The following is a 24,222-nucleotide window of genomic DNA, read 5'->3' on the forward strand; positions in this document are numbered from 1 at the left end:
CCCCTCACACCAGCACCGACACACCACTCTCAGCGCTTCAAACCGCTCAGGCCAGCCTCACCAAACCACGCTGAATGACGAAGAGCCAGCAATGATCAGAACCTGTGGATGGCCCTCGGCGGGTGAGCGCGACGGAGCGCACCTTCGCGAGGAAGATCTTGTAGTCACAGAACTCTGATCAGGACCGGCGTTGGCGCGCTGGTTCGGGAAGGTGCGCTCATGTTGAAGGTAGTCCAAGACGTCGAGGCGTCCAACCATGCAGCCGGTGGGTCGCTGCTCGATGAGATCGTCCGCGACGGCGCTCGGCAGATGCTGGCGGCGGCGTTGCAGGCCGAGGTCGCGGCCTACGTCGAGCAGTTCACCGACGAGCTCGACGAGGCGGGTCGTCGCCTGGTGGTCCGCAACGGCTTCCACGAGCCGCGGGAGGTGACCACCGCGGCGGGCGCGATCCCGGTCAAGGCGCCGCGGGTCAACGACAAGCGGGTCGACCCGGTGACCGGTGAGCGCAGGCGGTTCGCCTCGGCGATCCTGCCGGCGTGGGCCAGGAAGTCGCCACGGGTTGCGCAGGTGCTGCCGCTGCTGTACCTGCACGGCCTGTCCAGCAGTGACTTCACCCCCGCACTGGAGCAGTTCCTCGGCACCAGCCACGGCCTGTCGGCGTCGGTGATCACACGGCTGACCAAGGGACTGGCAAGACGAAGCCAGGGCGCTCAACCAGCGGTCCCTGGCCGGCACCGACTTCGTCTACTGCTGGGTCGAGGGGATCCACCTCAAGGTCCGCCTGGAGCAGGACAAGGTGTGTCTGCTGGTTATCGTCGGTGTCCGTGCTGACGGCACGAAGGAGCTGGTCGCGCTCGACGACGGGCACCGAGAGTCCACCGAGTCCTGGCTCGACCTGCTCCGCAGCTGCAAGCGCCGCGGGATGCGGGCTCCGGTCCTCGCGGTCGGCGACGGGGCGCTCGGGTTCTGGGCCGCGCTGCGCGAGGTCTGGCCCCAGACCCGCGAGCAGCGGTGCTGGTTCCACAAGATCGCCAACGTCCTCAACGCCTTGCCGAAGTCCGCGCAGCCGGGCGCGAAGGCCGTGCTGGCCGAGATCTGGAACGCCGAGAACCGCGACCACGCCGAGCGTGCTGCGGAGGCGTTCGTCGCTGACTACGGCACCAAGTGGCCCAAGGCCGCCGCGAAGATCGCCGACGACCTCGACGTCCTCCTGGAGTTCTACAACTACCCCGCCGAGCACTGGGTTCACCTACGCACGACCAACCCGATCGAGTCCACGTTCGCGACCGTCCGGCTGCGCCAGCGCGTCACGAAGGGACCCGGCTCCCGAGCCGCCGGAATCGCGATGGCCTTCAAGCTCATCGAGTCCGCCCAGACCAGGTGGCGCGCCGTGAACGCGCCCCACCTCGTCGCCCTCGTCCGCGCCGGCGCAACGTTCAGGAACGGCATCCTCGTCGAACGACCAGACGGCCACGACGAGCAGACCTCCACCCACGAATCAGGAGGTGACGCTCAAGCCGCATGACACGCCGATCCACAGGTCTTGACTATTGCTCGTTGGGAACGGCGCTTCTCACTGTGGTCGCCGGCGCACTGGCTGCCTATCCGCTGTCCCGCTACAAGATGCGTTTCACCCGCGGACTCATGTACACGATCCTCTTCGGGACATGCCTGCCGATCACGGCGATGATGGTCCCGGTCTATTCACTGTTCGTGCGCCTGAACCTTCTCGACTCGATGAGTGGGATCATCCCGTTCATGGCAGCCACCTCCCTGCCCATGGCTGTGTGGATGCTGAAGAACTTCATGGACTCGGTCCCCATCTCCCTGGAGGAGGCGGCCTGGGTCGATGGTGCCAGCGCCATGCAGACCCTGTGGCGGATCGTCCTGCCCCTGATGAAGCCGGGCCTCGTGGTTGTGTTCATCTTCGTGTTCACAGGTGCCTGGGGGAACTTCGTCGTTCCCTTCGTCCTGACCTTCGACTCGATGAAGCAGCCAGCCGCAGTCGCGATCTACAACTTCTTCGGAATGTACGGAACAATCGCCTACGGCAAGCTCGCGGCATTCTCGATCCTGTACTCGACGCCTGTCCTGGTGCTCTACGCGGTGATGCAGAAGGTGTCGGGGAACTCCTTCGCCCTGGCAGGCGCTGTGAAGGGGTGAGTCGCAGCTGAGGCGTGGACCCTTCTTGTCTGTCGGTCCGGGCGTGAGCCGAATGCGCACGGAGGGAGGTCCCTGGGGTCGTGGCATGTCAGCCTCGAGCCCAGGGGCCCGCCCTCGTGGAGACTGCCCGCCCTCGTGGGTGCGCGGTCGGGTCTGCACTTCCGAGGGCAGCCTCCTCGCGCGATGCCACGTGTTGCACCTTTGACTGACGCCCCTCTGGCGTGGGGAGTGAAAGCACTGGGAGGAAGACAGAACACCCGCATCGGCACTTGCTGCGAACGAGACCATCATGACCACGACTGAGCAGGTCGGTACGCACACTCGGCTGAAGACTGCGGACATCCTCGCCAGTCGTGACGAACAGCGTCGTCGTCGGCGCGAGGCGGCACACAAGCTCCTCGATCTCGGCGACGAACTCGGTATGCACAACTGACGAACGAACCTGCTCCGGACGCGGACAGCACATGAGCATGGAGGTTGTGTCCGGCCGTTGCATATGTGTATGCAACACGCTAGATTGAAGGTCTCCGAAGGAGGTCATCATGCAGGCCAAGACCGTTGGGTTCGCAATCGACGAGTCGATGCGTCCCGATCTCGATGCTGTGGTCCAGCGATTCGCAGACGGGAACCGCAGTGAGTTCCTGCGTGTCGCGGTGCGCAGGTACAAGGCTGACATGCTGCGCGAGCGCCTCACCGATGTCCGTGAGGAGGCGAGAGCTGAGCGGGGTGGGAGGATCTACTCCCACGATGAGGTTCTCGCACTCATCGCCCAATCGTGAGCTCGGACGGCACACGGCTTGACGTCATCTTCGACGTCAACGTCTACCTGGACTTCATTCTGGGTGCGGACGGCGCCTACCCACCAGTGCTGGACGTGGTGCCACCCGTGTCGGGCAACCACTCGGCTGATGCTCTGTCCATGGCTCTGGATGGCAGTTTTGCGTTGTTCTCATCGCCGCACGTCATCTGGAACATCAGGGACAAGATGCGTCGGGCCGGTCAGAGTGAACGACTGATCAGCCGCTTCCTTGAGCTTCTTGTGGACATCTGGGACAACTCTGCAGGCGCAGTCGTGGAACCCGAGGTGCTGGATTTCGGTCTCGCGGACTACGAGGACAACAACATCCTGGCCCTCGCGATCGATCCGGGTGTGCAGGCGTCGATCATCGTCACGAGCGATCATCACCTGCTCGACGTCGGCCCCAACTGGCGCGGTGTCTGGATCTGCCGACCACGGGACTTCGTGCAGGTGCTCACCCATCGCAGAGCGCGGTGAGGCTATCCCGAGGGTAGGTGCCAGTCGAGGGGCGGGTCTGTGCGGTGGCGATGCTGACCCGATGGCCTCATCTGAGACGACGATGGAGGGGAGAAGTCCACTATGTCGCGTCCTCTCAGTGAGGTGTATAGCCGCCCTCTCGTGCCCGCGCGAGCGCAGGCGGGATCTGACGCACTCTGGGTCACAGGCCGCCACAGCTGGTTTCAGTGGGGGTTCTCAGTAGAGATTGCGGGCGTCTCCCAGAGAGGCGGACACCATGATTGGTCCTGGGGTGGAGCCATTCTTCTTCGCTAGAGTGTGGACCGACTACATCCAGCAGTACGAGTGCCTCGCGCACCTTCACATCCTGACAGGACGGTTCCATGACCCTGGAGGACTTCCTCAAACTCACCCGACGCCACCTCGGCACGATCCTGGTGTGCATGCTGGTCGGGGGAGTCGGAGCCTTCGGGCTGCTCAATGTCACACCGACCCAGTACACGGCGTCCTCCACGGCCTACGTGCGGGTCACGGTGCCCACCGATGACGGCACCGAGGCATCCGCCAACGCCTACTACAACGCCTCCCAGCTGGCCACGCAGAAGGTCAAGGCCTTCGTGCCCGTCTTCACCTCCCAGACTGTGGCGCAGGCCGTCATCGACGACCTCAAGCTCAACACGACCCCCAGTGAGCTGGCCGGGCGCCTGACCGCCTCCAATGCCACCAATGCGCTGACCATCAATGTCACCGCCACCGCAGACACCGCCGACCAAGCACGTGAGATCTCCGATGCCGTGGTGGACAAGGCTGCCCTCCAGGTCAAGGAACTGGAGGGTGAGGACTCACCCGTCGGCGTGGTGCTCATGGCGCCTGCCGCGTTGTCGACAATTGTGGTGACGCCGAGCCCGATGAAGTACCTGGGGGCCGGGATCCTGGCCGGACTCCTGCTCGGGTACGTGATTGCGTTCGCCCGCACCACCTTGGACAAGCGTCTGCGCACAGTGGAGGACATCCAGACCCGTTTCGAGGCTCCCGTACTGGGAGTCATCCCGGCCTCTGACACCATCGCCCGATCGGAGTCGGATGATGCGAGGGACTTCCGGGCATCGGAGTCCTTGCGCAAGCTGCGCACGAACCTGCGCTACGCGGACGTGGACCGGGAACTGCGCAGCATCGTCATCACTTCCCCCGTGCAGGGGGATGGGAAGTCATCCGTGGCCGCGAACCTCGCGAAGGTGATGGCGGCCGCGGGCCAGCAGGTGCTGCTCATCGACGCGGACCTGCGGCGACCCACCGTGCGTGAGACCTTCGCAGTGGCCTCGAAGCTGGGCCTGACCCAGGTCCTGGTGGGAGCGGTCAGCCTGGAGCAGGCCGTGTGCCGGACCGGCATTGAAGGACTCTCGGTGCTACCGGCCGGGGAAGTCCCGCCCAATCCCTCCGAGCTGCTCGGCTCACAGCGCATGTCGGAGCTGTTGGCGTACCTGTCCCGGGACCACCTGGTCATCGTGGATGCTGCCCCGGTCCTACCCGTCACCGACGCCGTCGTCCTGGCCAAGCATGCGGACGGCGTGGTCATGGTGGCCGCTTCCGGATCGACGACCTCGGATGAGCTGGCGGGCGCGCTGGAGGGCATCGAGCAGACCGGGGGAGTGGTCCTGGGGGTCGTGCTCAACCGTGTGGCATCGTCGAAACTGGCTCGGTTGCGCTACGGGGACTCCCAGTACGGGTACGGCTACGGGTACGGCTACGGGCATGCCCCCTACAAGCAGGACGATGCGCGGACTGCCCGTGCCACGGAGGCCGCTGGCCCGGTGGTGCCGGCGCAGGTGTCCCGGACGACTCCGAACGCCCCGAGCGCCACGACCGCGGTGCCCACGGCCGAGCCACCCGCCCCAGAGGTGCCGGTCCGGGAGACACGGGTGCCTGGCACCTCCTCGCACGAGACGCCCATCCCCACGGTGACACCCCGCCGGGTCGGGTCCACTGGGCGGACCACGCACCGCAGGAGCAGGGCCACCACCACCCAGATGGAGCAGTGGGACAAGGTGGTCGGCGCCGATGAGGACAGCACACCGGCCACAGTCCCGGACGCTTCCACCCGCAGCGGCGTCAAGTTCCCGCCCCTGCACGGACGCAGCTGAGCCACGCCCACCCGGGCGGAAGGACGCCCGACGGCGTCGCCCTCGTAGATCTGATGGGGTGGCACCGGCAGTGCCCACAGCGGTGGTGACACTTGTGCCCGGTGGGGCGGGCATACTGGAGCAATGAGCACACAGGCGACTCGTTCCTCCAGCCACGCGGTGAAGAAGGGCTGGAGTGGTACCAGGAAGGCGCTCGTCGCGCTGGGGAGCATCGTGTTGGTCCTGGTGCTGGCCGTGGTCGGGATCGGGCTGGGGATCAGGAGCTCCATCAACTCCCAGATCACGCACATCCCCAACGCCCTGCCCAGTGGCACTGCGACCCAGTCGGGTCAGAGCGGGGCGCAGTCCGGGGAGACCGGGGACGCCGTCAACTTCCTGGTGCTTGGCTCCGACTCGCGTGAGAGCGGGGGGGACGCCTCCGACTGGCAGTACGGCGGGCAGCGCAGCGACGTCATGATGCTCGTCCAGATCACCGGGGACAAGAAGGGCGTCAACGTCATGTCCATCCCCCGCGACTCCTGGGTGCCGATCCCGGGTCACGGGGACGCGAAGATCAACGCCGCCTTCAGCTGGGGTGGGGCGGCGCTGACTGTGCAGACCGTGGAGGACCTCACGGGCGTGACGATCGACCACTTCACGATCGTGGACTTCGCGAGCTTCGAGCAGATCACCGACGAGCTCGGCGGGGTCGAGATCACCACGGTGGACGGCCCCCAGCAGATGAACGGTGAGGAGGCCCTGGCCTTCGTGCGGGAGCGCTACTCCCTGCCCAACGGTGACTTCGACCGGGTGCGGCGCCAGCAGGCGTGGATCAAGGCGATCATGGCGAAGGCCTTCAGTCAGGACGTGCTGACCAACCCCGGAAAGGTCACCCGACTCACCCAGATGCTGCTGGCCCACTCCGCAGTGGACGACTCCCTGAACTTCGACTCCATGGTGAAGCTGGGGCTGGGGCTGAAGGACCTGCGGCCCGCCGGGGTGAACTTCATGACCGCGCCGGTCAGCGGCACCGGCACCAGCGATGACGGGCAGTCCATCGTGCTGCTCAACGACGACCTGCTGGACGGGCTGATGAAGGCCTGGCAGGAGGACGACGTCGCAGCGTTCCTGGAGGAGCACCCGGAGGTTCAGACCTTGGGGAGTGAAGCGGTGAACTGAGGGGTGCGTTGGCAGGGGAGCCCCGAGGGCGGCACTCCGTGGTCTTGTGAAGCGTGACACAGTCCGCTCAGGAACTGCTGCCAGCCCCAGGACATACCCAGAACCTCCGCGATGCAGGCGACGCTGAAGTGCTGGACGACGATGCCCGCCACTGGGCCCAGCACAGCCCGCCCCGGGACACTTCTTGAGCGCGGCTGGGCCGCCTGAGTGGTGTCCTACCTTCACACCCGCCCACAGCCCGAGTAGCGGTAGCGACGCAGCCGTTACCTGCAGTGTCACCGGTCTCCAGCCCGAGGGCTTGTGGGCGAGACGGCGGGCCATGGTGTCTGAGGGATCCCCTCACACCCACAGTCGTGACACCACCGGTCGTCGTCCAGCAGCCGACAGGCCATCTCGGATCGATCCTGTAGAATCCTCTGGCCTCCCACCACGAGACCGAGCTCGTCCGGGCGATTCAGCGTGGTCAGATTAGGGGCTCTTCGCAGTTGAGGGGGTAGGTGGTTGAGCGCGTCGTTGCGGGGGTGAGGGTCGAGGTCTCCCGATGATGGAAGTTCTCACACTGACCATCTGCCGGAAGACCTCGACGTGCTCCACGCTACCTTTGCGACCCCTGATCTGACCGTGTTCTGCCGACTGGACGAGCTCGGTCTCCTCGCGGTGGGGCAGTGTCTTGAGTCGGACCGGGCGGTGATCGAGTGCCGGGTTGCGGAGCCGGATCCGTGGTGTCGGGGTTGTGGCAGCCAGGGGCTTTCTCGCGGGACTGATTCGCGGTTGCTCGCGCACGAGCCGTTCGGACACCGCCCGACGACGCTGCTGGTCCGGATCCGCCGATACAAGTGTTCCGGCTGCGGGCGTTCCTGGCGGGAAGACCTCACCGCGGCGGCGCCCGCGCGAGCGAAGCTGTCTCGTCGCGGGATGCGGTGGGCGCTGGAGGGCATCGTGGTCGACCATCTCACGGTCTCGCGTGTAGCCGCGGGCCCAGGGGTGTCCTGGCACACGGCGAACACCGCGGTCCTCGCCGAGGGCAAGCGGGCACTGATCGATGACCCAGCCCGGTTCGACGGCGTCGCGGTGATCGGCGTCGACGAGCACGTCTGGCGCCACACCCGCCGCGGCGACAAGTACGTGACCGTGATCATCGACCTCACCCCGGTGCGGGACAAGACCGGACCGTCACGGTTGCTGGACATGGTCGAGGGGCGTTCCAAGAGCGTGTTCAAGACCTGGCTCGCCGCCCGTCCCCAGGCCTGGCGCGATGGTGTCGAGGTTGTCGCGATGGACGGGTTCCTCCCCCGCAAGCGGGAGGTGCCCCCAGGGTTCAAGACCGCTGCCGTCGAGGAACTCCCCGACGCGGTCGCGGTGATGGACCCGTTCCACGTCGTGAGATTGGCTGGCGACGCGCTCGACGAGTGCCGCCGCCGCGTCCAGCGTGACGCATTCGGGCGCCGCGGAAGGAAGGAGGATCCGCTCTACAAGGCCCGCCGCACCCTCCACACCGGAGCCGGGCTGCTCACCGAGAAGCAGCAGACCCGCCTCGAGGAGCTGTTCGCCGACGAGCAGCATGTCGAGGTCGAGGCGACCTGGGGCATCTATCAGCGGATGGTCACCGCCTACCGGGAACCTGACCGGGGACTCGGGAAGTTCGTCATGCAGCAACTCATCGACTCCCTCACAAGCGGCATCCCGGCCGGACTTGTCGAACTGCGCAAGCTCGGCCAGACACTGAAGCAACGCGCCATCGACGTGCTCGCGTTCTTCGACCGGCCCGGCACCAGCAACGGTCCCACGGAGGCGATCAACGGGCGCCTCGAACACCTCCGCGGCTCCGCCCTGGGCTTCCGGAACCTGACGAACTACATCTCACGGAGTCTGCTCGAAGCCGGCGGCTTCAGACCCCACCTACACCCTTGATTACGAAGAGCCGAACAACCACTCACTCCACTTGCGTTGCGGGGGCAGAAAGTGCCTCGTCAATTGTGTGGCTCCGACGACATGGAGTGATTGACAGCTCCCGAGCGTCAAGACTCCAATGTAGGGGTGCGCTGTTGAGGAATGTGCGGGCTGCAGGTCACAGCTCGTGAACGGCTCGGCCACACGATCTGCGATTGTGCCAACGTCAGGTCCCTTAGGAGAGCAGGCTCTTCTCCGTCACGAAGGCATGCTCTCCGGTCTCGTCCTTCCAGCAGACGAGAGTGGAGGAGGTCCCTGCATCAGTGGGTGTGGGCGTCTCAAGTGCTGCTCTTGTCTCGCGGGCGGATTCGATGAGGGAATGGAACTCCTCCATGATCTCCCGTTCGCTCTCCATCGTCGACATGTAGGCGGCGTTGAGTCTCCCGAGCTCTCTCTCGGTCGAGGCCCCTACGCGACCCGGGAGACGCTCCTTCCAGCCCATGTCTTGGACTCGAGCCTCGAGTTGCTCCTTCTCACGCTTGAGAACTTGTGAGCGGTCCTGCAACTGCTGCCAGAAACCGATGCCATCGTCGATGACGGACTTCAGGTGCTCGATGGAGGAGCTGACCGACTTGGGGTTCTCCTGAATGTTGACGCAGACGCGGAGATAGGAGGTCCGGAGCTCCACGAACGATGCGAGCAGTGCGCTGTGGGCGTCATAGTTTGCCTGCTGAACCTCGTCGAGGCCATCGACGTCGGTGATGTCACGGGACTCGACGAGTTGTCGGAACCGTGCGGCGAGCGCTCTCACGTCGCGCTCAGCGAATGCGAGGCGAATGAGCATGTCGTTCGAGAACGATCCTTCGAGTCCGTACTGTTCGTAGACATCGTCGACGATTCTTGATGCGGCGAGTAGTTCGCCAGCATGCGTCGCCTCGATTCTCGCTATCGCCTTGTCCAAAGTGCTCTTGATGGTGTCGAGCTTCTGGTCGACCTGCTTGAACTGCTGCATCATCACTGCGGTGCTGAGAGCTTGGACTGCAAGGATCGGTGCCACGACTGGCAGTGAGCTCGCCACAGCGATGAACGGTGCCTGGGCCACGATCCCGCCGGCTCCCATCACGGCGCTGCCGACTCCGTTTCCGATGGTCATGAGCGTGGCGGGGTTGGCGGTCGCGACGAAGAGTGTCGATGAGAATGCTGCGGACAACGCGGTTGCCCCTGTGGCCGCGCCTGCGACGGCCACGGACATGGCACCTTGCGGCGAGACTGCCTTCGCTCCCGGGACATAGCTGCCGGTCGTCAGATAGCCCTCGCGGAGACTGGAGATCATGAGCTCCCGCAACTTGCCCTGAAACTCGAAGACGGCAAGCTCTGCTCCATCCTTGCCCAGGCGCCGAACCGCGACCTCTTGAGGCTGTGCTTCTGGTGGTGTGTTCACGCCTCATCCTCGGGGTCCAACTCTATGCAGTCGGCGAAGGCTCGGTGCAGCTCCTGCGCGAACATGTGTCGAACGGGGCGTGAGCCTCATTCGTGTCCGGGTCCCACTCGTGAGAGTTGCGATGAACTCTCACGTGCCGACGGTTCGCCGGATGCCGGCAGCGTGGGGCTGGCCGGAGCTCTTGGCAACGGGCGGGGGAGTAGAGCACCGGGCTCCGCTCTGCAGGTGAATGGCGTTTTCGTGAATCAGATCACATTGGATCCTGCCCCGGGGAGGGCTCGACGCGTGAGGACCCGCGAGATTCTGGGACTGCCAGCTCTCGTGTCTTCTGGGCTGCCGTGATGTGGACTCCCAGGGTTCGCAAAGCCTTTCGCCAGCTCCTTGACAGGTTGTCGAGCCGGGGGTGAGGATGAACCTGAACGTGCATGGTTGCGTTATCAGGCTGGAGGCGGGTGCGAGGTCGCACCGCTGAACCAGCCGCTGCACAGACTGTTCTGCACAACGCTGGAAGGTCACAGATGACACCCTCGACTCCTGCCGGTCCCCATGGCTCCCGCATCCGGAGGGGCCGCCACACACGTCTCCTGGTCTCTGCCCTGGCCGCGGCCGGCCTCGCGGCCGCCGGCACCACGGGTCTGGTCCCCGCCTCGCAGGCCGTGCCCGCCGCGACCGCCCCGGCGGCCAGCATCAATCAGGTGACCGTCACCCCCAACCCCTGGTACGCATCGGGCCCCTTCCAGGGTTGGGGCACATCCCTGGTCTGGTTCGCCAATGCCACGGGGGACTACCCCGAAGAGCTGCGCTCCCAGCTGTACGACCTGCTCTTCTCCCAGGAGGACGGTCTGGGCCTGACCATCGCGCGCTACAACATCGGTGGCGGCAACGCGAGCGACGTGCCCAGCTACCTGCGCGCCGGAGGTGCCGTGGACGGGTACTGGCGCCAGGATGCGGACGGTTCCACCGGTCTCTACGGCGGCAGCACCACCAACTATGTCGACAAGTCCGCCGTGCGCGCGAACTTCGATGCCACTGACGACGCCTACTACGACTGGGACAAGGACTCCACCCAGCGCTGGTGGTTGGAGAAGCTGGTCCAGGACGACAACCTCACCGGTCTGGAGGCCTTCGCGAACTCCGCGCCCTGGTTCATGACCGAGTCCGGCTATGTCTCCGGCGGCTTCAACTCCACGGCCCAGCAACTCAGCAGCGACGCCGTCCAGCAGTACGTCCAGTACCTGGTCCATGTCACCGAGCACCTCGAGGACCAGTACGGTGCCACCTTCAACACCTTGGACCCCTTCAACGAACCCAACACGAACTACTGGGGCACCGGCATCGTCAACGGTCAGCCCTCGGCTCGCCAGGAAGGCATGCATGTCGGTGCAGCCCAGCAGGCCACCGTCATCGATGCCCTGCAGAAGGCCCTGGAGGATGCGGGCTCCGACACAGCCATCTCCGCCATGGACGAGACCAACACCCCCACCTTCGTCAACAACTGGACGTCCTATCCCTCCTCGATCCGCGACGCGGTGACCCAGATGAACGTCCACACCTACTGGTCCCCGACCACGGAGCAGGTACGCGACCTGGCACGCAGCGCCGACAAGAAGCTGTGGATGTCCGAGGTCGAGGGCAACTGGGACAGCACCGGCTTCAACCCCTCCTCAACGGCGAATGCGCTGGGCTTCGCGGGCAAGATCGCTGACGACCTCAACGGCCTCCAACCCAATGCGTGGGTCCTGTGGCAGCCCGTGGAGGACTACTACAACATGCAACTCAAGGAGAAGCTGAACTGGGGCGAGATCGACATCGACTTCGACTGCCAGTACTACGACACCGTCACCGACCAGGCGCTCGGCACGACGGACTCCGCGCCTGACGGACACGGGAGTGCCTTCCTCTCCGACCGGCGCGTCGCCGACAACGGGGGCAGGACATCTGGGGTGGAGCCCTGCAGGATCCTGTTGAACTCCAAGTTCAACGTCCTGCGCAACTACACCAACTTCATCCGCCCCGGTGATTCCCTCGTTCCCACGAATGACACCGCTTCCACGGCCGCGATCGGCGCGGACGGCACCTCGACCACCGTCGTGCACCGCAATGAGTCCACCTCCGCGCAGACCGTCACCATTGACCTCTCGAAGTTCGCGGCGATCGCCCAGGGCGCCTCCGCCACCGCCTATGTCTCGACGACGCCGAACTCGTCCGACGGGACGCCCTCGGAGATCATGGAGACCGGCCTGGTCGCCCAGGACCCCGTGGCCGTGGACGCGGACGCGAAGTCCGTGACCCTCACGGTCCCCGCCCAGTCGGTGACCACCATCGTCGTCGACGGTGTGTCCGGGACGTCCGCGGACACCGGCGTGCAGAGCGGGACCACCTACCAGCTCATCGGCGTCCAGTCCGACCTGGCCCTGAGCGCCACCACCTCCACCGACGGCAAGGCCGGTGTCTCCGTCGTCACCCCTGCCACCACCGCCTCCGCGGCCAAGGCCCAGACCTGGACCTTGCACGAGGCGGGACGTTCCGCGATCAGCGGAGCCCGCAGCTACGTCCTCCAGTCCGCCTCCGGGAAGGTCCTCACCTCCGCCTCCTCGACGGTCGGCACCGGTGGGGGAACGGTCTCCGCCTCCGATCTGACCCTGGAGCAGGCGTCCTCCGACCCGAGCGCCCTGTGGACGATCGGCTCCACGGACGGTACCCGCACCACCTTCGTCAACCAGAAGACGGCCCAACCCATCGAAGTCGGAGGTCAGTCGAGGGCCAGCGGCGCCGCAGTGGACGTGTGGCCCAACAACGGGGGCGACAACCAGCTGTGGACCCTGCGCTCCACCACACCCACCGGCAGTGAGCCGGCAACGGCTGCCACACCTGCAGGCACCTCGCCCACGCTTCCCACCACGGTCATCCCAACGTACTCCTGGGGTGCCGGCGCACCCGCACCAGTGGCCTGGGACGAGGTCCCCGACACCACCTGGGCCACCCCCGGGCTCGTCACGCTCACCGGGACCGCGACGGACATCTTCGGCAACACGCTGCCCGCCACGGTGAAGGTCGCCGTCGGTGCATTCACCGTCACCGACCCGACGTCGATGACTGTCGCTTCGGGCACCACCCTCGCAGCCGTGCGGGCCGCGGCCCCCACCATTGTCGACGCACGTGTCGGAACTGATCCGGAGACGATCTTCGAAGCACCCGTCGTCTGGGACTGGAGCGGACTGGGCGACAGCTCCTTCGCGCAGGCCGGGGTGGTCACCGTCACGGGCACCGCCGAGTCCAACGACACCGACGCGGGCCCCCTGAAAGCGACCCTCTCCGTCATCGTTCTCGACGGAACACTGTCCTCCACCAACCTGTGTGCCACGGGCAACTCCGTGACCGTGGTCGCGGCCTACACGGAGGGCAACTACAAGCCCGCCAACACCTGTGACGGGAACACGAACACGTACTGGTCGGACTGGGTGAGTGGGGGTCGCAGCGCGAACTCCCTCACCTACTCACTCGGTGCTTCCCGACAGATCTCCTCAGTCACCGTGACCTCGACCGAGCGTGCTCCCCAGGCGGTGACCGTGAAGTACCTGGACGATGCGGGTCAGTGGGTCGCCACCTCCGCGGGCCAGGTCAGCGGACTGACGACCTCGGCTCCCACGACGGTCAGCTTCGACCCTGTCAGCACCACCCGGGTGAGGGTGGAGCTCGTGGAGAACTACTACGCGAAGATCTCCGAGGTGGCCATCAACACCCACGCTGCTGCCTCCGACGTGGCGACCCTTGCCGCTCTGCGCCTGGGAGCCACCTCCGTGGAGGGGTTCTCCCCTGAGACCACCGAGTACTCCCTGGACACCCCCGCACAGGGGCTGCCCACGGTGGTGGCCGTGCCCACCGACAAGGACGCCCAGGTCAGCATCACGCAGCCGAGTGCCGATGATCCCCGGGCAACCGTCACCGTGGTCGCCGCCGACGGGAGGACCAGCAAGACCTACACCGTGACCTTCACCGACCGCACCGCACCGGTGGTCACGCTGACCGCCACCCCGGCCGAGCCCGATGGGCGCGACGGATGGTACGTCACCACACCCAGCGTGGAGGTGGCGGCCACCGACAACCAGAGCGAGGAGTCGACCATCGAGTACCGGCTGGTGGACACCGGCACCGACGTCGCGGAGGACGACACGGAGTGGACCGCCTACACCGCGGCGGTAGGGATCCCTGAAGGGGAGCACACCCTTCAGGTGCGTTCCACCGACGAGGCGGGCAACGTCTCCACACCGGTGTCGGCAAGCTTCAGGGTCGACACCACCGCCCCCGAGGTCAGCGCCACGTTGTCGGGTCGCACGGTGACCCTGTCCGGTTCCGACGCGAACACGATCACCGTGCAGTACGCCCTGGGATCGGGCGCCTGGACCGGCTACGAGGGCCCCTTCAGCGTCCCCGACTCCGCCACCACGGTGAGCTACCGGGCCATCGACGCCGCGGGCAACACCTCCGGGACGAAGACCCTGGACGTCGAGGCCGTTCCCACCGACCCGGACAATCCGACCCCGACCCCGACGCCCACCGCGCCCTCCGACGGCACCGGTCAGGGCCAGACCGGCGGCGGATCTGCGGGCACCGGTCCGGGCTCCGGCAAGGGATCCGGCTCGGGCACCGGGCTGGCACGCACCGGCGCGGAGCAGTTGCTCCCCACAGTGCTGCTGACCGCCACACTGGCCGCGGCCGGAGCTCTGGCGCTCCTGGGGCGGCGCAGGCGGGGCTGACCCAGGGCCCGGCCGCCACATCCACGGTGGCCGGGCCCCTGGGCCCACCCTTGAGCCGTCACGACCGTCGACCCGCCGGCCCACCCGCACCCACCCCAGACATCCCACTTCACTGGTCGACATCCCACACAGTCGCAGGAAGGGTCATCGATGACGATGGCAGGACTCACCACACCCTCGAACAGGAACACCCGCCCCACCACGCACCTACGCAAGCGGATCACCCGCGCGTTCCTCGTCGGCCTCGTCTCCCTGGGCATGGTCGCCACCGGTGCCGCCAGCGTGCAGGCCGACGCCTTCAGCAATTCCGAGGAGGCCATCCTCAGCTACTCCCCGGCCTCCAGCAATGCCTTCGTCGGCTCACCCACCCTGGAGGTCCTCGACGACGGCTCCTACGTGGCGGCCTCCAACCGCTTCGGGTCGGGAGCCGACGCCTTCGGTACGGGCGGGAAGCGCTTCACGGAGGTGCTGCGCTCCACCGACAAGGGCACCACTTGGACCCGGACCGCCGTGGTCGAGCCGATGTTCTGGGCGACCGTGTTCCAGTTGGGGGACTCGCTCTACCTGATGGGCAACGGCTCCGCCGATGAGTACGACGACATCGTCATCTCCCGCAGCACGGACGCCGGGGTGACCTGGTCCACCCCCAGCGTCCTCAAGGAGGGGACCTACACGACCGGGGACACCCCGGTGGCGATCGCCAACGGGCGGGTCTACAAGTCCTTCGAACGCTACCTGGGCGGCGGCTGGGGGAACTTCCGGGCGATGGTGGTCTCCGCCCCCCTCGATGCCGACCTCACGGATCCCGCCAGCTGGACGGCGACCAATGAGGGCACCACCAACCTGGTCCTGGAGGGCAACACGGTCGTGGACCGTGACGGCAATGTGCTGGACATCCAGCGCTGGCACGACCACCCCACCCAGACGATGTGGGAGCAGATCAGCCCCGATGGCACGACACTGACGGAGCTGGGGGCAGTGACCTGGCCGCGAGGGGTCTCCATCAACAAGTTCTACATCCTGTGGGACCAGCCCTCCCAGCGCTACCTGATGGTCGGCAACCCGGAGACCGAGGACAAGTTCTCGGGTCTGGCACACCACCGCAATGTCCTGGCGCTCTACGAGTCCCCCGATCTCAAGGACTGGCAGTTCGTCACGAACCTGGTCCTGGATGACCAGGGCCAGACGTGGGAGCAGTCCGTGCGGACCACCGCCTTCTCCCAGCCCACCATCCAGGTGGACGGGGACGACCTGCTGTTGGTGTCGCGCACCGCCTACGAGGGTTCCAGCACCAACCACAACACCAATCAGATGACCTTCCACCGCTTCGCGGACTTCCGGACATGGCTGGGTCAGGGCAGGGAGGTCCTCCACCTCGGGTTCGACGACACCGATGACCTCGGCGCCGACACATCTGCCACCGCAGGCATCGAGGCGGAGACCGTGGCGGGAACCGTCGTCGAGGACGGGGCGTCCGGTTCGGCCTACGCCCCGACTGCCGGTGGCATGGACCTGGGCAACCAGGTGCACCCTGCCCTGTGGGGCGCCCAGGGCATCACCATGGCGGCGTGGACCCGCGCCCAGAGCCCGATCCCCCAGAACGGTGTGATCTTCCAGAGTGCCGTCAACGGGAGCACCACGGGTGCAGAGGTTTCGCTGCGAGCACCCGCCAACGGCGTCGGTGCCCAGGTGCGCGCAGAGGTGAGGGCCACCAGATCGACCCCTGCCGTCGTGCGCACCGTCGCCTACCCCGATGACGGGGCGTGGCACCACGTCGCAGCCGTGGCGGACCTGGTGGGCAACACCATGCGCATCTACATCGACGGTGAGGAGGTGGACCCCCAAGGCGCCACCGTGTCCTACGGATCCAGTGAGTACAAGGTCTCCAACCCGACCGTCCACGACCGCGTCGGTTCCGCCACCTGGGGTGCCGCACTGGTGGGAGACCTCGACGACCTGCGCATCTTCCGCGCAGCCCTGGGCGCGCAGGACGTGGCCGACTTGGCCGACACCACGATCCCCGCCCTCACTCGGGTGACGGTCAACGGAGAGGACGTGGCCTTCACACCCAGCGCGGACGTGCAGACCCTCACCGTGGATCCCGGCACCACCCACTTGGGACTCACCGCGGGGGACGGAACCACGGTGTCGCCCTCGTCGACGGATGTGGACCTGTCCGCCGGCCAGAGCCGTGTCGTTGAGGTCCAGCTCACCTCCGGTGGTGCCTCCCGCACCCTGACGCTGCGTCTGCGGGCACCTGCTGCAGCGGAGTCCACCACCGATGTCGTTGGCGTCTACTTCTCCGGCGCGCCCGCCGTGTACCCGCAGGCGGGGAGCGACGAGTACCACCTCCGCGTCGGCGCCCTGCCCGGCGTCAGCCCCGCCGCGGTGTCCGTCTCGCAGGTCGTCACCCGATCCCCACACGCACGTGCCGAGGTCATCGAGCAGCCCGACATGACCTCTGACTCACCACGTGCCCAGGTGCGGGTCACCGCCCAGGACGGGACCACCCGCGACATCACCATCGACATCGACGTCGTGCGCGACACACTGGTGGGGCACTGGACCTTCGACGAGGACCAGTGCTGCACATGGAAGGACTCCTCACCCTTCGGGCGTACCGCCACCGGAACAGGGACCGCCTCCGACGGTGCGCGCGCTGGCGCCATCACCCTGGACGGGACCGCGCGCGTCGTGCTGGGCAACACCGTGGACGAGGCGCTCACCGGTGCTCCCGCGATCACGGTGGCCGGCTGGATCAAGCCGAGCGCCCTGGCGGAGTCGGGGGAGAACAACGTCGTCTTCGGCACGCGCGTCAACGCGAAGTCCGCCGGGATGGACGTGATCTTCGACGGGAAGAACCTACGGGTGGCAGGGCGCTCCAGTGCGAGCGACTCCTACCAGAAGGCGCTCTTCGCCTACCCCGATGACGGCCGGTGGCACCACATCGCCGCCACACTGGACTTCTCCGCGAAGCAGATCAGGCTGAGCATCGACGGCCTCGCCGTGAGCGCCCTCCCGGGCGTGGCACCCGTGTGGTCCTCTGCCACCTATCGGCCGGGCAACCCTGCGGACCCCTCCACCCTGGGAGGTTCGCCCTCTGCAGGGCTCTTCTTCACCGGGTCCCTGGACGACATGCGCGTGTACGGGAAGGCGCTCGGTGATGCCGAGGCGGCCGATCTGGCCCGCGCGGACCTGCCCACGGTCAGCGCGGAGACCACGCCGGAGACTGCCAACGCAGCCGGATGGTTCACCACCACCCCCACTCTCCGGTTCCGCACGACGCAGCCGGTGGGGGGTCAGGCGGTCACCGTCACCCACACGATCGATGGCGGCGAACCCCAGTCACAGGAGGTAGGCACCGGCCTCACGACCGCGCCCCTCGAACTGGGGGAGGGACGCCACTCGGTGGTCTTCCACGTTTCCCAGGGCGGCACCGACGGCCCTGAGCAGAAGATCGAGGTGGCCGTCGACACGCAGGCCCCACAGGTCTCCGCCAGCGTCGACACGGACGGGGCAGCAGCCACGGTGATCCTTGACGCCCAGGACGCCACCTCAGGGGTCGCCTCCGTGGAGTGTGCCCTCGACGAGGGCGAGTGGGAGGACTGCTCGGAGGGTGTGCGTGTGACGGAGGTCGGGACGCACACGGTGCACTACCGCGCGGCTGACGTCGCCGGGAACACCTCCGCCGGTCAGGAGCTCCAGGTCACCCTCGAGGAGGATCCGGGGACGGACCCCGGCACTGATCCGGGGACCGATCCGGGGACGGACCCCGGCACTGATCCGGGGACGGACCCCGGTAGCGATTCCACTCCCGCACCCGGCGGTGCGGCGACTCCGACACCGAGCAGTGCGAGCAGCAGCCCCGCCGCGGCCGCCACGGGCTCGGGCCTGGCGACCACGGGAGCGAACGCCCTGCCCGCACTCGCCCTCCTGACCGTGGTCCTGCTCTCCCTCGGAGCACTTCTGGTGACCGGGCGCCTCCGGCGCTGACCCCATCCGGCCCGGCCGGGACTCCCCTACAGAAGGGAGGTCTCGACCGGGCCGTGGGAGGGTCCGTGGATCCGTTGGACCTGGAAGCAGCGGGCGGTCCCGGCAGCTGCCGTCGGAGCACGTCCCAATGGTCGCGGTCCGGATTCCGGGCCACTGACCATCCACGCCACCGCGAACCCGCTCACCGCACTCCGACCGACCGCATTCCGACCCAGCACACAACGAGCCACCGACCCACACACCACCACCTGCTCCCAGCGGGAGCCCCCACGGCCGATGCCGACCGCAGGGCGCCCGGGAAAGGACCTCACCATGTCCCATCCGCACACACCCCGGCGCACGGTCCCCCTCCTCGCCGTCACGGCCCTGGTCGCCGCGACAGCAGTGGTCGGCACGGGCTCTCCCGCCGCCGCGGCCCCCGACGTGTCCCCGGGCGCCACAGCCTGCGACACCGAAGCACAGGGGGAGGGCATGGAGGTGGTCCAGCAGGTGGACCTGCCCACCTCGAAGTGGAACGGCGTCTGGAACTACGACGCCACCGCAGCCATCGGGGCCTTCGACCGGGTCGGGTACTGCCTGGAACTGGGCGCCACCCAGAACACGCAGAGCGTCTACACCTCGATGCAGGCCTTCACCACGGATGCCACACGCATCGGTCTGCCCACCGCTGCCGGCGACATCCGCCGCCAGCGGGTCTCCGACCTCCACGTGTCCTCCACGGCAGCCAATGTCCCCACCGGTGACCACGAGCAGGGCTACATCGAGATGTGGGGGACCGACTTCGACCCCGCCTCCTCCGGACAGGTCCCCGGTGCCAGCGCCACCACCTACGACGCGGACGACCGTCCCTCCGCCACCGGCACCTACGGCTCCTTCCAGGTCCACGCCATCGCCGAGGACCTCACCGGTTCCACACCGCCCGCCACGGTCCTGGCGGTCAACGCCTGGAACAACTCCTCCTTCACACTGGACCTGGGGATCGGGACCTCCGCATCCGGCAACCCCGACTGGACCTTCGCCCACAACGCGACGGGTACTCCACACGCCGACTGACCGTCTACGCCCGTCCCGCCCTCGTCACCCTGGACGAGTCCCCCCAGGACCTGCGCCTCTACCCACGCGGGGAGGACGGAACTGGTGACGTGGCCGTCTCCGGGCATGCTGATGCCTCCGTCACCGCGTTGTCCCTGGAAGTGCGCGCAGACGGTGAGACCGAGTGGAGCGCCACCAACGTACCGATCGCCTCGGACCGTTCCTTCTCGGGAGCGGTGTCCATCCCTGCGGAGCTGCGCAACCGTGAGGCCCGTCTGGTGGCCACCTCCCCGACGGGACCGAGAGTGGTCGGGCACTGGCACGGACTGGTCGCGGGTACCGTCGTGGTCCTCCAGGGCCAGTCCAACGCCGAGGCCATGGGGATGACGGCCACCGACCAGGCGGCCGGCAACACCCACGTCTCCGAATGGGTGCGCTCCTTCGGCTCCCCGGAGCAGAACGCCGTGCTCTCCGGGGCCGAGCAGACCTGGAACTACGCCCAGGCCAATGTCGGCAGCATCGGTGACAGACGCTGGAACGCCGGCCACGTCGGCATGTGGGGCCTCAAGATGGGCGCCGACCTCGCCCAGGACAGCGGGATCCCCGTCGCCGTCATCAACGGCGCCAAGGGCGGACAAGTCATCGAGTACTTCGCGCGCAACAGCGCTGACCGCGCGGACCTGAACACCAACTACGGGCGTCTCTACACCCGCATGCGCAATGCCGGGCTGCTCAACCAGGTGGACGCCCTGATCTTCTACCAGGGCGAGAGTGACCACGACCGTGCCGCCGAGCACATCGACGGGTTCGGACGCCTCCTGGAGGGGTGGACCCATGACTTCGCCCGTGGTGCCCAGACCTCCACGATCGACTACTACGCCTTCCAGGTGCGGAGCTCCTGCGCTGCAGCGTCCGTGGGCATCACCCTGCGCGAGGCGCAGCGCACCCTGCCCACCACTTTTCCCGGGTACGACCTCACCGTCCTGTCCACCACCGGCATCCCCCGCCACGACGGCTGCCACTACCCCTATGCCGGGGGATACGAGACCATCGCCCAGGAGGCCGAGGGAGTCCTCCTGCGTGACCTCTTCGACGGCGATGGCGCTGGCTACACCGCACCCACCCCCGCACTTGTCAGCGGTTCTGCCACCTCCTCCGTCCTGGAGCTGCAGCTCGCCGACGCGGACGACTCCCTGAGGATTTCCGGGGATCCCTCCGGTGACTTCGCCCTCACCGGCTCCCAGGCGAGCATCACGCGGGTCACCAACGCGGGGGGTGGTCTGCTGCGTCTCTCGCTGGACGGGCCGTTGGGGTCAGGGGCCACGGGGCTCACCTACTACGGACACGTCGGCACGGGCCCGACCATCGCCACCAGCAGGGACGTCGGACTCCTCAGCTTCAACGCCTTCCCCATCACCCTCTCCGGGACCCCCGCCACCACCGCGACGCTTGCCTCGGTGACCCTGGACGGTCGGGCCCTGGACGGTTTCGACCCGGCGACGACCACCTACGAGGTCGACTCCACGGGAGGTGTCCCCACTGTGGTGGCCACGGCAACGGATCCGGGGGCCCAGGTCGAGGTGCGCAGCGCAGCCGAGCGCGTGGACATCCGCGTGACAGCCGCCGACACCACCACGACGACCACCTACACCATCTGGTTGCGACGGGGCACGGACTGCTCGGTGTCGGAACCCTGGCGCATCGCCGCCTGGGGTGGCGCCCAAGCATCCTCCTTCTGCGCCGAGGGCACGAACTCCTTCGTCATCGGTGACGGCAACCAGGGAATGTGGACCACCTACGACTCCATGTCCACGATCTACAAGTCCGACGCACTCGGGGTGGGCGACGCCCTCGACGTGCGCCTGGCATCGCTGGGAACCGAGGTCAACGCGGACTCCCGGGCGGGGATCGTCGTGCGTGACGACCTCTCACGGGGCGGCTCCTCAGGGGCGTCCACGGGGTATGCGACGCTGGCGGTGTCCGGGCAGTCGGGGGCCTTCATGCAGTGGGACGCCGACGGGAACGGGTGGATCGACTCCGAGAGTGCCAAGACGCCCGGCATGAAGGCACCCGTCCACCTGCGCGTGGTACGCGAGAGCGCCGACACCCTGGTGGGCTACGCCCGGAGCAGTACCGGCGACCCCTGGACCAGGGTCGCCACGGTCACGCTGCGCGGAGTCGGGGAGAAGCTCGACGTCGGTGTGTTCGCGACGTCCAACCGTGCATCCGGCGCTCTGGAGACCGCTCGCCTCCAGGGTGCGACCCTGTGGCACGAGGGCGCCGAACCGGTGGCAGTGGCACAGCCCACCATCGAGGGAACAGCTGATGCCGGCGCCGAACTGCGCGCTGTGGTCCCCTCCACCGATCCGCAGGATGCCGAGATCTCCCTGCAGTGGTTGCGGGACGGTCACCCGATCCCCGGCGCGACGGGGAACACCCACCGCGTGACGGCCGAGGACTCCGGGGCCACCCTGGCCGTCCAGGTGACGGCCAGCGCCGAGGGGCGCACCCCGGGCAGCGGCGTCTCGGACCCGGTCCACGTGGGGCGCATCCCCGCAGCCGGCATCGACTGGGTGGAGGTCTCAGGGACGCCGCGTCCCGGCGCCACCCTGAGCGCCTCCACGACCGCCACACCCGGGGACACCACCGTGTCCTACCAGTGGCTGCGTGACGGGGAGACGATCACGTCGGCGACGTCGGACACCTACACGGTGAGTGCCGCCGACGCCGGCCACGCCCTCTCCGTGCGGGCCACCGCGGAGTCGTCTGTGGCCGGGCAGGCCACAGCCACCTCCCGCAGCCTGGGGGTTGCCGTACTCCTGGCGGCATGGTCCTTCGACGCACCCTCCGACAACACCACCTTCGCGGACTCCACAGGTGGGGGTCGGGACGTGACGATCTCCTCCGGACAGGTCACGGGACCCATCGGGGGAGCCATCGAACTGGACGGCACGGCGCGCGGCACCCTCGGGGGTGAATCCCTGGCCACAGCGCTGGCCGGGGCACCGGCCGTGAGCGTGTCGGCCTGGATCCGCCCCACCGACCTGGACCGGGGTGGTGACACGGAGGGGAACTGGGTCCTCGGCACCCGCATCGACCAGGCCAAGGCCGGCATCGATGTCGGGTTCGTCGGGGCACACCTGCGCGTGGCGGCCCGCTCCACCGTGGATGACCCCGACAACAGCGTCCTCGTCGACTACCCCGATGACCAGCAGTGGCACCACATCGCCACCAGCATCGACTTCGTCGCGGGCACGATCCGCGTGTGGATCGACGGAGTGGAGCAGGACCGCGTCGCGGGCAGCACCACGATCAACTTCGCGGCAGACTCCTACACGCCGGGCACCCCCTCCCAGCCCGACACCATCGGGGCCTCACCGGCCCCCGGTGCCGGAGCATTCACCGGAGGCATCGACGAGCTGCGCATCCAGGCGGGCGCCGTGGGTGACCAGGAACTGCAGGCACTGGCCACCCCGCAGGCACCCGGTGTCACCATCGAGACGGATCGGGTCCCCGACCTGGGCGTCTGGCACCGCACCGCACCGGGAGTCACCTTCCCGCTGGCCGTTCCACTGGCCTCCACCGTGGGCGTCGAGTACCGCCTGGGAGGCGGGGACTGGACGCCGGTCGGGCAGGAATCGCTCCAGGTGCCCGACGGTGTCACGACGATCGAGGCACGCTCCGTCGTGGGTGAGGACCGTGGAGCAGTCTCCGCCACGACCCTCTCCGTTGACACCGTCGCACCCGTCGTACAGGTGGGCGACGAGCCCGACCCGCAGGGCGGACGCAGCACGATCACCGTCACCGCCACCGACGTGACCTCGGGCACCGCCAGCACCGAGGTCAGCATTGACGAGGGCGACTGGCAGCCCTGGACCACGGCCCTGGAGGTCAGTGGGACGGGGGAGCACAGCGTCCGCGCACGCGCCACGGACAGGGCCGGCAACACCTCGGAGGTGGTCACCCACCAGGTGACGATCGCGGACACCGACCCCGGGACCGACCCCGGGACCGATCCCGGGACCGACCCGACCCCCGCACCGAGCCCCTCACCCTCCGACGGGGGTGGAACCCCGGGTGGAAGCACGGGCGACGACTCCGCCTCGGGTGGGTCAGGCGCCGGTGGCACCGCCTCCGCCGCCACCACGGGCGCCGTCCAGGGCGGCTCCCAGCAGGGGAGCAACCTTGCCCGCACGGGAGCCGGGTCCGCCCTGCTCCTGACCAGCGCCCTGGCCCTCCTCCTGGCGGGCATCGGCACCTCAGGACTGCGCCTCCCGCGCAGGCGGCGGGGTGAGGGGCAATGAACAGCCACCACCACGCGTACCGGGTGGACACCCGCGCCCACGACACGGGTTCCGCGCCACAGCGCGTGTGGACCACCAGCAGCGACGT

Annotated in this window: 12 protein-coding genes and 2 pseudogenes; 12 read left to right on the forward strand and 2 right to left on the reverse strand. The window is 67.7% G+C overall.

From position 1 onward, the window contains the following. Positions 1-219 precede the first annotated feature (219 nt). From TA90_RS00040 to TA90_RS00065, 7 genes and pseudogenes are all read left to right on the forward strand, one after another. Positions 220-1,525, forward strand: a pseudogene (locus tag TA90_RS00040) (IS256 family transposase). Beyond that, on the forward strand, positions 1,522-2,163 hold the full coding sequence (locus tag TA90_RS00045) for a carbohydrate ABC transporter permease (protein ID WP_231550611.1): 642 nt from the start codon (positions 1,522-1,524) through the stop codon (positions 2,161-2,163). The pseudogene TA90_RS00040 and the gene TA90_RS00045 overlap by 4 nt, the downstream one beginning before the upstream one ends. 289 nt (positions 2,164-2,452) lie before the next feature. Beyond that, on the forward strand, positions 2,453-2,596 hold the full coding sequence (locus TA90_RS14395) for a hypothetical protein (RefSeq protein ID WP_156135656.1): 144 nt from the start codon (positions 2,453-2,455) through the stop codon (positions 2,594-2,596). Positions 2,597-2,705: 109 nt separating this feature from the next. Further along, a complete protein-coding gene (locus TA90_RS00050; RefSeq protein ID WP_043533990.1) occupies positions 2,706-2,942 on the forward strand; it encodes a ribbon-helix-helix domain-containing protein in 237 nt (78 codons plus the stop codon). Beyond that, positions 2,939-3,439: a PIN domain-containing protein gene (locus TA90_RS00055; RefSeq protein WP_043533991.1), complete on the forward strand. Its 501-nt coding sequence runs from the start codon at positions 2,939-2,941 to the stop codon at positions 3,437-3,439. The genes TA90_RS00050 and TA90_RS00055 overlap by 4 nt, the downstream gene beginning before the upstream one ends. A 362-nt stretch (positions 3,440-3,801) precedes the next feature. Then, on the forward strand, positions 3,802-5,559 hold the full coding sequence (locus tag TA90_RS00060) for a tyrosine-protein kinase domain-containing protein (protein WP_052450293.1): 1,758 nt from the start codon (positions 3,802-3,804) through the stop codon (positions 5,557-5,559). Positions 5,560-5,682: 123 nt separating this feature from the next. Then, a complete protein-coding gene (locus TA90_RS00065) occupies positions 5,683-6,717 on the forward strand; it encodes an LCP family protein (protein WP_082031151.1) in 1,035 nt (344 codons plus the stop codon). Positions 6,718-6,803: 86 nt separating this feature from the next. Here TA90_RS00065 and TA90_RS15345 read toward each other — a convergent pair. After that, positions 6,804-7,202, reverse strand: a pseudogene (locus TA90_RS15345) (ISL3 family transposase); the annotation flags it as partial. Between the two features lie 100 nt (positions 7,203-7,302). On the opposite strand from TA90_RS15345, the gene TA90_RS00070 reads away from it, so the two are divergent. Next, the gene (locus TA90_RS00070) at positions 7,303-8,628 is read left to right on the forward strand and encodes an ISL3 family transposase (RefSeq protein ID WP_043533992.1); all 1,326 of its coding nucleotides are present in this window, start codon (positions 7,303-7,305) and stop codon (positions 8,626-8,628) included. Positions 8,629-8,842: 214 nt separating this feature from the next. Here TA90_RS00070 and TA90_RS00075 read toward each other — a convergent pair whose 3' ends face one another. Further along, positions 8,843-10,048, reverse strand: coding sequence for a hypothetical protein (locus tag TA90_RS00075; protein ID WP_147513283.1), 1,206 nt, complete (start codon positions 10,046-10,048; stop codon positions 8,843-8,845). 518 nt (positions 10,049-10,566) lie between these two features. Here TA90_RS00075 and TA90_RS00080 point away from each other — a divergent pair. From TA90_RS00080 to TA90_RS00095, 4 genes are all read left to right on the forward strand, one after another. Further along, complete coding sequence (locus tag TA90_RS00080; protein WP_052450295.1) at positions 10,567-14,805, forward strand: OmpL47-type beta-barrel domain-containing protein; 4,239 nt, start codon at positions 10,567-10,569, stop codon at positions 14,803-14,805. A 150-nt stretch (positions 14,806-14,955) separates the two neighbouring features. Further along, positions 14,956-18,798, forward strand: coding sequence for a sialidase family protein (locus tag TA90_RS00085; protein ID WP_043533994.1), 3,843 nt, complete (start codon positions 14,956-14,958; stop codon positions 18,796-18,798). A gap of 312 nt (positions 18,799-19,110) precedes the next feature. Continuing rightward, a complete protein-coding gene (locus TA90_RS15705) occupies positions 19,111-19,851 on the forward strand; it encodes a hypothetical protein (protein WP_043533995.1) in 741 nt (246 codons plus the stop codon). An 89-nt stretch (positions 19,852-19,940) separates the two neighbouring features. Continuing rightward, positions 19,941-24,134, forward strand: coding sequence for an OmpL47-type beta-barrel domain-containing protein (locus tag TA90_RS00095; RefSeq protein WP_043533996.1), 4,194 nt, complete (start codon positions 19,941-19,943; stop codon positions 24,132-24,134). Positions 24,135-24,222: the final 88 nt, after the last annotated feature.

This window comes from Actinomyces polynesiensis, from assembly GCF_000820725.1.
GTDB lineage: Bacteria > Actinomycetota > Actinomycetes > Actinomycetales > Actinomycetaceae > Pauljensenia > Pauljensenia polynesiensis.